The sequence below is a fragment of the Amycolatopsis lexingtonensis genome, assembly GCF_014873755.1.
GTDB classification, from domain to species: Bacteria; Actinomycetota; Actinomycetes; order Mycobacteriales; family Pseudonocardiaceae; genus Amycolatopsis; species Amycolatopsis lexingtonensis.
The window spans coordinates 9,056,787-9,069,888 of record NZ_JADBEG010000001.1; the positions used below are offsets into that span (position 1 = coordinate 9,056,787).

Annotated in this window: 15 protein-coding genes; 9 read left to right on the plus strand and 6 right to left on the minus strand. The window is 71.6% G+C overall.

Annotated features, from left to right (window positions below; genetic code table 11):
• Positions 1 to 53 precede the first annotated feature (53 nt).
• A complete protein-coding gene (locus tag H4696_RS42315; protein WP_086862645.1) occupies positions 54 to 1,820 on the plus strand; it encodes a 3-hydroxyacyl-CoA dehydrogenase family protein in 1,767 nt (588 codons plus the stop codon).
• Here H4696_RS42315 and tsaA read toward each other — a convergent pair whose 3' ends face one another.
• From tsaA to H4696_RS42330, 3 genes are read right to left on the minus strand one after another with little or no spacing between them, the layout of a single operon-like run.
• The gene (gene tsaA, locus H4696_RS42320) at positions 1,821 to 2,231 is read right to left on the minus strand and encodes a tRNA (N6-threonylcarbamoyladenosine(37)-N6)-methyltransferase TrmO (RefSeq protein ID WP_086862646.1); all 411 of its coding nucleotides are present in this window, start codon (positions 2,229 to 2,231) and stop codon (positions 1,821 to 1,823) included.
• A complete protein-coding gene (locus H4696_RS42325) occupies positions 2,228 to 2,653 on the minus strand; it encodes a nucleoside deaminase (RefSeq protein ID WP_086862647.1) in 426 nt (141 codons plus the stop codon). Before H4696_RS42325 ends, tsaA begins: the two co-directional genes overlap by 4 nt.
• A complete protein-coding gene (locus tag H4696_RS42330; protein ID WP_086862648.1) occupies positions 2,650 to 3,489 on the minus strand; it encodes an LLM class flavin-dependent oxidoreductase in 840 nt (279 codons plus the stop codon). Before H4696_RS42330 ends, H4696_RS42325 begins: the two co-directional genes overlap by 4 nt.
• 93 nt (positions 3,490 to 3,582) lie before the next feature.
• Here H4696_RS42330 and H4696_RS42335 point away from each other — a divergent pair, with 93 nt between their 5' ends.
• Together H4696_RS42335 and H4696_RS42340 are read left to right on the plus strand one after the other, a co-directional pair.
• Positions 3,583 to 4,047, plus strand: coding sequence for an Lrp/AsnC family transcriptional regulator (locus H4696_RS42335; protein WP_086862649.1), 465 nt, complete (start codon positions 3,583 to 3,585; stop codon positions 4,045 to 4,047).
• Complete coding sequence (locus H4696_RS42340; RefSeq protein WP_086862650.1) at positions 4,031 to 4,555, plus strand: P-loop NTPase family protein; 525 nt, start codon at positions 4,031 to 4,033, stop codon at positions 4,553 to 4,555. The genes H4696_RS42335 and H4696_RS42340 overlap by 17 nt, the downstream gene beginning before the upstream one ends.
• A gap of 2 nt (positions 4,556 to 4,557) precedes the next feature.
• Here the strand turns inward: H4696_RS42340 and H4696_RS42345 are convergent, their stop codons facing one another.
• Positions 4,558 to 5,034 carry an Lrp/AsnC family transcriptional regulator gene (locus tag H4696_RS42345; protein ID WP_086862651.1) on the minus strand — a complete coding sequence of 159 codons (477 nt, stop codon included), beginning with the start codon at positions 5,032 to 5,034 and terminating at the stop codon, positions 4,558 to 4,560.
• A 58-nt stretch (positions 5,035 to 5,092) separates the two neighbouring features.
• Here H4696_RS42345 and H4696_RS42350 point away from each other — a divergent pair, with 58 nt between their 5' ends.
• Positions 5,093 to 6,211 carry a trans-sulfuration enzyme family protein gene (locus H4696_RS42350; RefSeq protein WP_192782825.1) on the plus strand — a complete coding sequence of 373 codons (1,119 nt, stop codon included), beginning with the start codon at positions 5,093 to 5,095 and terminating at the stop codon, positions 6,209 to 6,211.
• Here the strand turns inward: H4696_RS42350 and H4696_RS42355 are convergent.
• A complete protein-coding gene (locus tag H4696_RS42355) occupies positions 6,208 to 6,417 on the minus strand; it encodes an FmdB family zinc ribbon protein (RefSeq protein ID WP_086864953.1) in 210 nt (69 codons plus the stop codon). The genes H4696_RS42350 and H4696_RS42355 overlap by 4 nt on opposite strands.
• Positions 6,418 to 6,520: 103 nt before the next feature.
• On the opposite strand from H4696_RS42355, the gene H4696_RS42360 reads away from it, so the two are divergent.
• From H4696_RS42360 to H4696_RS42370, 3 genes are all read left to right on the plus strand, one after another.
• Complete coding sequence (locus tag H4696_RS42360; RefSeq protein ID WP_086864952.1) at positions 6,521 to 7,645, plus strand: alkaline phosphatase family protein; 1,125 nt, start codon at positions 6,521 to 6,523, stop codon at positions 7,643 to 7,645.
• A 96-nt stretch (positions 7,646 to 7,741) separates the two neighbouring features.
• The gene (locus H4696_RS42365; protein WP_192782826.1) at positions 7,742 to 8,842 is read left to right on the plus strand and encodes an NAD/NADP-dependent octopine/nopaline dehydrogenase family protein; all 1,101 of its coding nucleotides are present in this window, start codon (positions 7,742 to 7,744) and stop codon (positions 8,840 to 8,842) included.
• A 290-nt stretch (positions 8,843 to 9,132) separates the two neighbouring features.
• Positions 9,133 to 9,441: a hypothetical protein gene (locus H4696_RS42370; RefSeq protein WP_192782827.1), complete on the plus strand. Its 309-nt coding sequence runs from the start codon at positions 9,133 to 9,135 to the stop codon at positions 9,439 to 9,441.
• Between the two features lie 36 nt (positions 9,442 to 9,477).
• On the opposite strand, the gene H4696_RS42375 is transcribed toward H4696_RS42370, so the two are convergent.
• Positions 9,478 to 10,017 carry a GNAT family N-acetyltransferase gene (locus H4696_RS42375; RefSeq protein ID WP_086864589.1) on the minus strand — a complete coding sequence of 180 codons (540 nt, stop codon included), beginning with the start codon at positions 10,015 to 10,017 and terminating at the stop codon, positions 9,478 to 9,480.
• Here H4696_RS42375 and H4696_RS42380 point away from each other — a divergent pair.
• Positions 10,016 to 10,777, plus strand: a complete 762-nt coding sequence (locus tag H4696_RS42380) for an alpha/beta fold hydrolase (protein ID WP_086864591.1) — start codon at positions 10,016 to 10,018, stop codon at positions 10,775 to 10,777. The genes H4696_RS42375 and H4696_RS42380 overlap by 2 nt on opposite strands.
• Before the next feature lie 429 nt (positions 10,778 to 11,206).
• Positions 11,207 to 12,994, plus strand: coding sequence for an aa3-type cytochrome oxidase subunit I (ctaD, locus tag H4696_RS42385; protein WP_086864588.1), 1,788 nt, complete (start codon positions 11,207 to 11,209; stop codon positions 12,992 to 12,994).
• Positions 12,995 to 13,102 lie beyond the last annotated feature (108 nt).

Sequence of the window (13,102 nt, forward strand, 5' to 3'; positions counted from 1 at the left end):
CCGCGTGGCAGTATCGGGGCAATTACCAGCGAGTAACATCTCTGGAGGCCTCGATGGCGCGGGACATCTCGACGGTCGGAGTGATCGGCCTGGGCACGATGGGGGCCGGGATCGCCGAAGTGCTCGCGCGCAGCGGGCTCGACGTCGTCACGGTCGAGCTCGACGAGGCGGGGGTCGCGCGGGGCCGCGGGCACCTGCGGCACTCCACCGAGCGCGCGCTCTCCGGCGGCAAGCTGGACGCTCCGGGGCGCGACGCGCTGCTGGGCCGGATCCGGTACAGCACCTCGCTTTCCGATCTGTCCGATGTGGACTTGGTGATCGAGGCGATCCCGGAGAGCCTCGAGTTGAAGGCCGACGTCTTCACCGAGCTCGACAAGATCACCCGGCCCGAGGTCGTGTTCGCGTCCAACACGTCGTCGCTGTCGATCACCGAGATCGGGGTGCACACCACGCGGCCCGGCAAGGTCGTCGGCATGCACTTCTTCAACCCCGCGCCGGTGCAGAAGCTCGTCGAAATCGTCAAGACCGTGGTGACCGAACCGGAGGTCGTCACCGAAGTGGTCGAGTTCGCCGAGCGGCTCGGCAAGGTGCCGGTGGTGATCGGCGACCGGGCCGGGTTCATCGCGAACGCGCTGCTGTTCGGCTACCTCAACCACGCGGTGCGGATGTACGAGCAGCGCTACGCCACCCGCGAAGACCTCGACGCCGCGATGCGCTTCGGCTGCGGCTACCCGATGGGCCCGCTCGCGCTGCTCGACCTGATCGGGCTGGACACCGCGAACGAAATCCTCGACACGATGTACCACCAGTCCCGCAACCGCCTGCACGCACCGGCGCCGCTGCTCAAGCAGATGATCACGGCCGGCCTGCTCGGCCGCAAGACCGGCCGCGGCTTCTACACCTACGACGCCCCGGACTCGCCGAACGTGGTCGCTTCCGACGTCGTGTCCACTGTGGACGCGGTGCCGTCGCGTCCGGTGTCGCGGGTCGGCGTGGTCGGCACCGGGACGATGGCCACCGGCATCGCGGAGGTGTTCGCGAAGCGCGGCCTCGACGTCGTGCTGCGCGCCCGGAGCTTGGAGAAGGCCCAGGCGTCGGTGGCTCGCGTCAAGAAGTCGCTCGACAAGGCCGTGGTCCGGGGGAAGATGTCCGAAGAGGACGCTTCGGCCGCGCTGGCCCGGATCACCCCGGTGACGGACTTCGAGGCGCTGGCCGACGTCGACCTGGTCGTCGAGGCGGTCGCCGAGGAGCTTTCGGTGAAGCAGGCGGTGTTCTCGGCGCTGGACGAGGTCGTCCGCCCCGGCGCGGTGCTCGCCACGACGACGTCCTCCCTGCCGGTGATCGAGTGCGCGGCGGCGACCTCCCGGCCGTCCGATGTGGTCGGTCTCCACTTCTTCAACCCCGCGCCGGTGATGAAGCTCGTCGAGGTGGTCTCGACGATCGCGACCGCCCCGGACGTGGTCTCGACGGCGAGCGCTGTCTGCGCCGCGGTCGGCAAGCACGCCGTCCACTGCGGCGACCGCGCGGGCTTCATCGTCAACGCGCTGCTGTTCCCGTACCTCAACGACGCGGTCAAGATGCTGGAGGCCCACTACGCGGAGGCGGACGACATCGACACGGCCATGAAGGTCGGGTGCGGGTTGCCGATGGGCCCGTTCGAGCTGCTGGACGTCGTCGGGCTGGACGTTTCGCTGGCGATTCAGCGGACGTTGTTCAACGAGTTCCGCGAGGAGGGCTTCGCGCCGGCGCCGCTGCTGGAGCACCTCGTGACGGCTGGGAGGCTGGGGCGGAAGACCGGGAAGGGCTTCAAGACCTACTGATCAGCGCCCGGTCACCTCGCCGAGGACTGGTTTGACATCCAGGATCGGGGTGCCGTCGATCGCTTCCAGGCCGGTCACCGTGAGGGTGCCTTTGTCCGCTGCCGTCACGGTGACCGTGTGGAGGCCGATCGGGTTGGGGCGGTCCGGGGAGCGGGTCGAGAAGACCCCCGTCGTGGGGCGGGCCGGGTCGCTGCGGGGGTGTACCGATTGGACTTCGCGGTCGGCTTCGTGCAGCCAGGTGAGCAGGACCAGGCGGTCGCCCGGGCGCAGGTCGGCCGCCGCTGGGTGGAACTCGGGGGCGAAGACCACGCGGGCCGGTGGGGCGCCCTCGTCGCCCTGTTTCGGGGCCGTGCCGCGGTGGGTCAGGGGTGACTCCACGTGGGCTACCGGGCGGACCTCGTAGCTCGTCACGTGTAGTACCCCTCGACCGGTACGCGGGCCTCGTCGAACAGGGCGGGGCCGTCGAGTTCGTAGCCCCACTTCACCGGCGGGCGCAGGGTGAGGAACTGCTCGGTCGAGAGCGCGTACACCACGCGGCCCAGCCCGGACCGCTCGATCGCGCCCGTGCACATGCCGCAGGGCTGGGTGCTGGTGAACATCGTCGTCGCCGCCGCGGTTTCCGCGTCGAGGTTCTGCGCCGCCCAGCGGGCCAGCTTCAGCTCCGGGTGGGCGGTGATGTCGTTGTCGGTCAACGACGTGTTGCGGTCTTCGGCGATGATCTTGCCGTCGGCGTCGGCCAGCAGGGAGCCGAACGGCGGGTTGCCGTGTTCCTCGCGCGCTTCGCGGGCGAGCTCGATCGCCCGCCGCAGCAGGGCTTCTTCGGTTTCCTTCACCGGTTCTCCTTCCAGGACGCGGCGATCGCCGCGAGGTCTCGCCACGCCACCTCCGGGTGGAGGGTCTCGGCCGGGTCCGCGTCGAACGGGTCGAGCACGACGGTCTCCGCCCCCAGCGCCCGCAGCTGCGCCAGGTCGTCGACGACCTGCCCGAGGGTGCCTTCGCCGGCCCGCCGGTCGGGTCCGGTCACCGGCGATCCGGTCACCCGCAACAGGATTCGCGGCGCGAAGGCGGGCACCGGCCGGTCGCCGGCCAGCTTTTCCAGCCGGGCCAAGCCTTCCCGGAAGCCGGACATCGTCAGTCGCAGCGGGTGCCACGCGTCGCCGAGCTCGATCGCGCGGCGCAGGCCGGCATCGCTGTGGCCGCCCAGCCAGAGCGGGATCGGGCCCGTGCGGTAGTCGTCGTGGGCGGCCCAGGCCGCGCGGATCGTCCGGAGGTACTCGGTCGTGAGCTTCCCCCGCCGCTCGAACGGCACGCCCAGCGCGTCGAACTCCTGCTTCGCCCAGCCGATACCGGCGCCGAGCACCAGCCGGCCGCCGCTCAGCGCGTCGAGGTTCGCCGCCATCCGGGCCACCAGCAGGGGATGCCGGTACGGCACCACCAGCACGGTGGTGCCGAGCCGCACCCGCTCGGTGACCCCGGCCAGCCACGACAGCGTCGTGAACGGTTCGTAGAACGGCGCCGGGTACTGCTCGGCGACGTCCGGCGTGATGGCGACGTGGTCGGACACCATCAGCAGGTCGTAGCCGAGGCCTTCAACCGTCCGCGCCCACGCGCGCAGCACGCCCGGATCCGTGCCGGGGCCGAAGTTGGGAACGTTCACGCCGATCTTCACCGGGAAAGGCTATCGGCGCTCCGGCCCTGATCGGAAGGGAACAATCACGGCGTTGACCGGCTCGGACCGTGGATCTCGCGGTACATTCGGCGAATGACCGAGAGTCTCGACCAGACGGACTGGGCGATCCTCGTCGAGCTCCAGCGCGACGCCCGGCTGCCGCTCACCGAGCTGGGCCGCCGGGTGAACCTCAGCGCGTCCGCGACGACCGAACGGCTCCGCCGGCTCGAGGCCACCGGCGTGATCACCGGTTACCGCGCGCAGGTCGACCTCGGCAAGGTCGGCTACGCGGTGCTCGCCGTCGTCCGGCTCAAGTACCCCGGCAGCCGGCACGAGGCGCTGCACAAGCTGCTCGCCGAACGCCCCGAGATCCTCGAATGCCTGCGCACCACCGGCGACGACTGCTACACGCTCAAGGTCGCCGCCGCCTCGATGGCCCACCTCGAGCACACGATGGACGAACTCGCCCAGTTCGGCAGCACGACCACGAACGTCGTCTACAGCCAGACCCTGCCCTACCGCGGCCCGCAGGAGCCCGCCCGTGACCCCGGTGCCTGAGCGCGTCGTCGTCTACGGCGTGACCGGCTCGGGCAAGTCGACGCTCGCCGCCCGCATCGCCGAGCGCACCGGCCTGCCCTACGTTTCGGCGGACGACCTGAGCTGGCAACCCGGCTGGGTGCCGGTGCCCGACGACGAGCAGCGCCGCCGCATCGCCGAGGTCTGCGCGGGGGAGCGGTGGGTCCTCGACTCCGCCTACGGGAAGTGGCGCGACGTCGTGCTGGCGCGCACCCAGCTCGTGGTCGGGCTCGACTACCCACGCTGGCTTTCGCTGGGCAGGCTGGTGCGCCGGACGTTGTGGCGCTCGGTGACCCGCGAGCGGATCTGCAACGGCAACGTCGAGTCGTTCCGGCAGATGTTCTCGGCGGACTCGATCATCCGATGGCACTTCAGGTCGTTCGCGACGAAGCGGGCACGGATCCGGGCCTGGGCCGACGAGTCGCCCGGCCCGGTCGTGGTCCGGCTGACTTCCCCGCGCGCGACGCGCCGCTGGCTCGAGTCCCTCTGACGTCAGGAGCCCGGGGGTAGGAGCGGGCCGCCGCTCCAGTGCTGGAACACCAGGTTCGTGTGGACGCGGGCCACCTCGTCCCGCGCGGTCAGCTCGTCGAGTACCAGGCGTTGCAGCTCGCCGGCCGAGCTGGTGGCCACGTGCGCGAGGAAGTCGTCCGGGCCGGTCAGGTGGTAGACCGCGCGCACCTCCGGCAGGGACAGCAGGTGCTCGATGAACGGGTCGACCAGCGGCCGCCGGTGGGGGCGGACCTGGACGAACAGGAAGGCTTCCAGCGGGCGGCCCAGCTTGGCCGCGTCGACCGAGGCGTGCTGGCCGGTGATCACGCCCGTGTCGCGCAGCCGGGCCACGCGGTCGAGGCACGTCGAGGGCGCGATGCCGACCGCGGCCGCCAGGTCCTTGTTCGTGATCCGGGCATCGTTCTGCAGCAGGCGCAGAATCTCGAGGTCCACCGGACTCAGTTCGACGGAAGCGGACATCGGCGAATCATATCCGAGAGTGTTGCCCTCGATCCGGGGAAAGATCGAGCATGCTCGCATGACTTCCGCGCTGCGTACCCGAGCCGTCCACGCCGGCCGTGACGACCTCACGGACCTCGGCGTGCACGCCGCTCCGCTCGACCTGTCCACGACCTACCCGTCCCGCGACAGTGCCGCCGAAGCCGCCCGGATCGACGACTTCGCCGCGGGCGGCGAGCTCGACGGCCCGCCGATCTACGGCCGGGTGGGCAACCCGACCGTCGAACGGTTCGAGCGGGCGCTCGCCGAACTCGAGGGCTTCGACCACGGCGTCGCGTTCGCCAGTGGGATGGCCGCCGTCTCGGCCTGCCTGCTTTCCGCGGTGGCGCAAGGGAAACGGCACGTCGTCGCCGTGCGCCCGCTGTACGGCTGCAGCGACCACCTGCTCGAGTCCGGGCTGCTCGGCACCGAGGTCACCTGGGCCGCACCCGGCGCCGTCGCCGCCGCGCTCCGGCCGGACACCGGGCTGGTGTTCGTCGAGACGCCGGCCAACCCGACGCTGGCCGAGGTGGACCTCGCCGGGCTGGCGGCGGCCTGCGGGGACGTGCCGCTGGCCGTGGACAACACCTTCGCCACGCCCGTGCTGCAGCGCCCCGGCCGCCACGGGGCCCGGATGGTGCTGCACAGCGCGACGAAGTTCCTCGGCGGCCACGGCGACGTGATGGGCGGGGTCGTCGCGTGCGACGCCGAAGAAGCCGCGCGCCTGCGGCAGATCCGCTTCGCGACCGGCGGCGTGCTGCACCCGCTCGCCGGATACCTGTTGCTGCGCGGGCTTTCCACGCTGCCGCTGCGCGTCAACGCCGCCTCCGCGACCGCGGCGACGCTGGCTTCACGGCTCGCCGAGCACCCGGCCGTGACCGCCGTCCACTACCCGCGGATCGGCGGGCCGCTGGTGGCGTTCGAGGTCGACGGCGACCCGCACGCCCTGATCGGGGCGGTCCGGCTGATCACGCCGGCCGTCAGCCTCGGCAGCGTCGACACGCTGATCCAGCACCCCGGCTCGATCAGCCACCGGATCGTCGACGAGGACGACCGGCGCGGTGCCGGCGTGTCCGACCAGCTGATCCGGATGTCCGTCGGCCTCGAGGACGTCGAGGACCTGTGGGCCGACCTGGAGCAGGCGCTGAAGGCGCTCTAGCCGCAGCAGCCGCCACCACAGCAGCCGCCACCACCGGCCGAGGCCGCGGGACCGCTCGCGGCCCCGGTGAGGGCGACCGTGGTGAGCAGCTTGACGGTGTCGGAGTGCCCCTCCGGGCAGGGCGCCGGCGCACCGGATTCGCTCATCGGGCGCAGGAGCTCGAAGGTCTCGGTGCACTCGCGGCAGCGGTAGGCGTAGGTCGGCATGCCGCGATTATCGCCGGACGGCCGGGTGGAGGGGAAGCCGGGCAGCGGGGCGGGATCCGCCGCCCGGACCGCCGCGGGCGGTCATCGGTGGGAAGCTGGGCGCGTGCAGCCGCCTTCGCTCGCCGACGTCCCGCACCTCGGCCAGGTCGTCCCGTCCCTGCTCGCCGCGTTGGGGGTGCCCGGCTGCGCTAACACCCTGTCCCTGCCGGAGGTCCGCAGCGCCGGGGTGCTCCTCGTCGACGGGCTCGGCTGGGAACTGCTCGCCGAGCACGCCGCGGACGCCCCGGTGCTGACCGAGCTCGCCCGCGAGTCGCTGCGCGTGGGCTTCCCGTCGACGACGGCCGCCGGCGTGGCCGCGATCGGCACCGGGCTCGCGTCGGGCGAACACGGCATGGTCGGCTACACCTTCGAAATGCCCGGCACGGGTGTGCTCAACGCGTTGCGCTGGTGCAGCCACGAGGACGGTAGCGACCTGCGCGGCGCCCTCCCACCCCGCGAAGTGCAGCCGCTGCAGACGACGTTCGAGCGGGCCGCCGCGGCCGGGATCGACGCCGCGGTGGTGTCGGCCGGGAAGTTCGCCGACACCGCGCTGACCCGGGCCACCCAGAGCGGCGCGCGCTACGCCGGGGTGCACGCGCTGGGCGACCTCGCCGCGCGGACGGTGGACGTGCTCGGCGGGCGTGCCTTCTGCTACGCCTACCACAGCGAACTCGACCTGCTGGGCCACGTCTACGGGCCCGGCTCGACGGCCTGGCGGATGCAGCTGCGGCAGGTCGACCGGCTCGTTGAGTCCATTGTGGAGGGTCTGCCGTCCGGTGCGCTGCTCGCCGTCGTGGCCGACCACGGGATGGTGACCGTCGACGACAAGCTCGACCTCGAAGACGTCCCGGAGCTGCTGGAGGGCGTCCGGACGTTCGGGGGCGAGGTGCGGGCCCGGCACGTCTACACCGAGCCGGGCGCGGCCGCGGACGTCCTCGCGGCCTGGCGGGCGGTGCTCGGCGAGCGGGCCTGGGTGCGCTCGCGGGAGGAAGCCGTCGCCGAGGGCTGGTTCGGGCACACGGTCAGCGACCGGGTGCTGCCCCGCATCGGCGACGTCGTCGCCGCGGCCAGGGACCGGTTCGGGATGGTGCGCGGGCTCGCGGAGGCCATCGAGACTTCGCTGATCGGGCAGCACGGGTCGCTGACCACCGCCGAGCAGCTGGTCCCGCTCGCGCTCGCCCAGGGCTGACCGGCGCCCGGTTTCCGGGAACGTGCCCGGGCGGGAACTTTCCCCCGTCCGGTGCCGACCTGTCCACTGCGTACCGGACTGACGGGAGTGGGCGGAATGAGCGTGCTGGACGGGATCGGGGTCGTCGGGGCGGGCGGCGAGGGACGGGCCGTGGCCGCCCACCTCGCCGCGCTGGGCTTGCCCGTGCACCTCTACACGCGGGATCTCGCCGCCGTGGCGGGGATCGCGCGCCGCCGGGAGATCGTCGCGCGCGGCGCGCTCGAGGGCCGGTTCCCGCTGCGGGAGGTGACCTCGGACCCCGCCGGGCTGTGCGGGCGCGCCGTTGTGCTGGTCGCCACGGTGACCACCGCCTACCCGGAGGTCGCCGCCCGCCTCGCGCCGCACCTGAGCGCGGGACAGGTCGTGGTGCTGTTCTCCAGCAAGCTGTGCGGGAGCGTCGAGTTCGCGCACGCGCTCGCCGCCGCCGGGGCGCCGGCGGTCGACGTCGTCGAGACCGACGCGCTCTTCGCCGCCCGGCCGGCCGGGACCGACGGGGTGACCGTGCTGGGCGCCAAGGGCTGGAACCTGATCTCCGGCAGCACCCCGGCCGCCGTCGCCCGGCGGGCCGGGCTGCTGCGCGAGTGGTTCCCGATGCTGGAGATCGCGCGCAACCCGGTGGAACGCGGGCTGCACGACTTCGGGGCGGTCGCGCACGTGCCGATCGCGCTCGCCAACCTCGGGACCATCGACCGCGCGGAGGAGCTGCTCTTCTACGTCGACGGCGTCTCGGCGCGCACGATCGCGTTGCTGGAGCGGACCGAGGCCGAGTTCGCGCTGGTGGCGAGGGCTTACGGCGCCCGGCTGATGCCGATGACCGAGGTGCTCGACCGGTACTACGGCTGCCCGGCCACGACGCTGCTGGACGCGCTGCGGACGGTGGAGCCGTACCGGACGATCGCCGCGCCGACCAGCCTTGATCACAGGTTCTTGACGGAGGACATCCGGTCGACGCTGGTGCCGCTGCAGGCGCTCGCGCGGTGCGCCGGGGTGGCGACGCCGGTGGTGGATGCCGCGATCACGATCATGTCGGTGCTGGGCGGAGAGGATTTCCGGCGGACCGGGCGGACCCTGGGGCGGCTGGGGTGGGAGGGGCTCGGCCATGAGGGGATCGTGCGGCGGTTGGGGGTCGGTGGCGGGGCGGTGGGCCGGGCGGCTTGAGGTCTCGCTGGGTGGGTGCGCGGACCGGGGGCGTCGCCCGTGCGCGGATCGGAGTTCGGCGGACCGGGATGCCCGGGATCGCGTGGCCGGGAAGGCCATGAGGGGGACCGTGCGCTGGTGGTGAGCCGGGCGGCTTGAGGTCTTGCGGGCGGGTGCGTGCCTCGGCCGTGTGCGGAGCTGGGTGCCCAGGGCCGTGCGAGCGGGAGGCATGGAACTCCGCGTGGCGAGTGGTCCAGGAGCCCCTCGGACCGGTGGCGGGCGGCTGAACCCGTGGCCGTTACCGTGGGTCCGTGCCTCGACGCAACCGTCCCGGCCGCCGCTCGGACGGTGGGCCGTCGCCTGAGCGGGAGCTCGGTGCCGCTACCGGGTGGGCTCGGTCGGAGGTCGGGGCCGATGGGGACTGGCTCGTGCGGAGCGTGCCCGGGGCGCAGGCCACCAAGTTCTACCGCTGTCCCGGTTGCGACCACGAGATCCGGCCCGGGACGCCGCACGTCGTGGTCTGGCCCGCCGACGAGACCGGGTCCGTCGCCGACCGGCGGCACTGGCACCGGGCCTGCTGGGACGCGCGGGCCCGGCGGCGGCCGACCCGGCGCCGGTGATCCTTCGCTCTGGAGTTGTCAAACAACGAACCCGGCTCAGAGCCGGTAGTGCCGCGACATCGCGCCGTCGTACATCTCCTCCGTGTACTCCGTGAAGCCGAGGCGCTCGGCCACCCGCAGCGACGGCTTGTTCGCGATGCTCACGCTCGCCAGCACCGGCACGGACGGCAGCTCGCGGGCGCGCCACTCGAGGACCGCCTGCCCGGCCTCGACCGCGTACCCCTTCCCCCACGCCGACGGCCGGAAGCGGTAGCCGAGGTTCAGCACCTTCTCGCCGTGGAACTCCCGCAGCCGGACGCCGCACATGCCGAGCACCTCGGTGCCGCCGCGTTCGAGGACCGCGGGGTAGCCGAAGCCGTGGTCGGCCCAGTGCGCCAGCCAGTCCGAGAACATCGCCGACGCGCGCGGGACGTCGGGCGGGGCAGGGTTGAAACGGTTGGTGCGCGGGTCGGTGTGGATGTCGACCATCGCCTGCCGATCCGCCTCGTGGAGCGGACGCAGCAGCAGCCGGTCGGTTTCGATGTCGGTGAACACATCGGCGAAGCTAGCGCTGGGGTCCGACAAAATGGCCCGCATGACCGAACTGCCGCTGGTCCTCCTCCACGCCTTTCCCCTGGACGCCCGCATGTGGAACGCGGTGCGCGAGCCCCTCGCTTCACACCTTCGGGTGATCACGCCGGACCAGCGCGGGCTCGGTCGCTCGCCGCTGCCGAAGTCCGATCGCGAGCCGAGTCTCGAAGACGCCGCCCGGGACGTCGTCGCCCTGCTCGACCGGCTGGAGCTGGACCGCGTCGTGCTCGGCGGCTGCTCGATGGGCGGCTACCTCGCGATGGCCGTGCTGCGGCTGGCGCCGGAACGGGTCGGCGGCCTCGTGCTCGTCGACACCAAGGCCGCGCCCGACACGCCCGAAGCCGCGCAGAGCCGGCTCGACGTCGCCGAGCGCGTCGGCCGGGAAGGCATCGGAACCTGGCTGGCTGAGGCCAACCTGCCGAACCTGCTGGCCGAATCGACCCGGACCCGGCGGCCCGAGCTCGTCGAGACCGTGCGCGGGATCATCGAGTCGCAGCCGCCCGCCGGCATCGCGTGGACGGCGCTGGCGCTGCGTACCCGGCCCGGCTCCCTCGACCTGCTGCGGGAATCGCGGGTTCCGACGCTGGTCATCGTGGGCGAAGCGGACCCGATCACCCCGGTCGAGGCGGCGAGCGAGATGGCGGAAGCCGTCGATGGCGCCACGCTCGTCGTGCTCCCGGAAGCCGGGCACCTGACCCCGCTGGAAGACCCCGCGGGCGTCGTCGAGGCGATCCTGTCCTGGTACCCGGCTACTCACCAGGACTAGTGCCGGAGCGTGACCGGCGGCGGGGCCGCGGAATGGGGCGCCGTCCAGGAGATCCGTGGCGGGTGAGACGACGCGCACACCACGGTCCGTGAGGAACCGCCGGACCACGACGTCCCGGGGCGGCCAGGCCGGCGGCTCCGGCCGTGCGAGCGACGTCGCCGCCATTACCGGACCCGGTCTCACCAGCGCGTTCGGGCGCCGGCGGAGCCCTCCGGAACGTGCTCGGGCAGGCGCGGCCGGGCGGTCACGGCCGGTGCCGCGCGGACCGCGTTCCGCGTGTGTTCGCCGCCTCCGGCCCGATCTTGCCAGCCGGTGCGCGCGACTGTCGGTAGCGAGGGCTACGATCCCCCTAAGCCGCCGGGCCGGGTGTTCCCGAGCCCCGATGGCCGGAAGATGACCACCACAAGGTTTCAAGTGTTGGAGGCAGGAGTGACGGCCGTAGCCCCCAAGCCGATCGCGACGCGCCCGTACCCCGCGCGCGAGTCGGTCAAGGGTTCGTACCTGCTGCGGTTGTTCCGCACGACGGACCACAAGCAGATCGGGATCATGTACCTGGTCACGTCGTTCGCCTTCTTCATGGCGGGCGGCGCGATGGCGATGCTGATCCGTACCGAGCTGGCGCGGCCCGGGCAGCAGTTCCTCTCGCAGGAGCAGTACAACCAGCTGTTCACCATGCACGGCACGGTGATGCTGCTGCTGTACGCGACCCCGATCCTCTTCGGTTTCGCGAACTTCATCCTGCCGCTGCAGATCGGCTCGCCGGACGTCGCGTTCCCGCGGTTGAACGCGTTCTCGTACTGGCTGTACCTCTTCGGCGGCCTGATCGTGCTGTCGGGCTTCCTGACCCCGGGTGGCGCCGCCGACTTCGGCTGGTTCGCCTACACCCCGCTGTCGGACGCGATCCACTCGCCGGGTGTCGGCGCGGACCTGTGGATCTCCGGCCTGGTGGTCTCCGGTCTCGGCACCATCCTCGGCGCGGTCAACATGGTCACCACCGTGGTCTGCCTCCGCGCGCCCGGCATGACGATGTACCGGATGCCGATCTTCACCTGGAACATCCTGGTGACGTCGATCCTGATCCTGCTCGCCTTCCCGATCCTGACCGCGGCGCTGATGGGCCTGCTGGCGGACCGGCACCTCGGGGCGCACGTGTTCGACCCCGAAAACGGCGGCGTGATCCTCTGGCAGCACCTGTTCTGGTTCTTCGGCCATCCCGAGGTCTACATCGTCGCGCTACCGTTCTTCGGGATCGTGTCGGAGATCTTCCCGGTGTTCAGCCGCAAGCCGCTGTTCGGCTACAAGAGCCTGGTCTGGGCGACGCTGGCCATCGCGGCGCTGTCGGTCGCGGTGTGGGCGCACCACATGTACGCCACCGGCGCCGTGCTCCTGCCGTTCTTCTCCTTCATGACGTTCCTGATCGCCGTCCCGACCGGCATCAAGTTCTTCAACTGGATCGGCACGATGTGGAAGGGCCAGCTGTCCTTCGAGACGCCGATGATCTTCTCGATGGGCTTCATCGTCACGTTCCTCTTCGGCGGCCTGACCGGCATCCTGCTGGCCGCGCCGGCGATCGACTTCCACGTGTCGGACAGCTACTTCGTCGTCGCGCACTTCCACTACGTGCTCTACGGCACGATCGTGTTCGCCACCTTCGCCGGCATCTACTTCTGGTTCCCGAAGATCACCGGCCGGATGATGGACGAGAAGCTCGGCAAGTGGCACTTCTGGACCACGTTCATCGGCTTCCACGGCACGTTCCTCGTCCAGCACTGGCTGGGTGCCGAGGGCATGCCGCGGCGCTACGCGGACTACCTGACCAGCGACGGCTTCACGACGCTGAACACGATCTCCACGATCGGCGCGTACATCCTCGGTGCCTCGACGCTGCCGTTCATCTGGAACGTCTTCAAGAGCTACCGGTACGGCGAGATCGTCACGGTGGACGACCCGTGGGGCTACGGCAACTCGCTCGAGTGGGCGACGTCCTGCCCGCCGCCGCGGCACAACTTCACCGAGCTGCCCCGGATCCGCTCCGAGCGGCCCGCGTTCGAGCTGCACTACCCGCACATGATCGAGCGTCTCCACAAGGAGGGCGAGATCGGGTTCTTCGGCAAGCAGAAGGTCAACAGCCACGCGGCGCCGTCGCAGCTGCTGACCGAAGCGGTGATCCCAGGGGACCACTCGAACGACAACGCGAGCGAGCAGGGCGACAAGTAAGTACCTGATCGAGTGAGCGCGTGCCCGGCTTTTGTGAAGCCGGGCACGCGCTCTACTTATGTCCGACCCCGGACCGGCAGACTGACCGTGCAGCGTTGCCGAACGAGG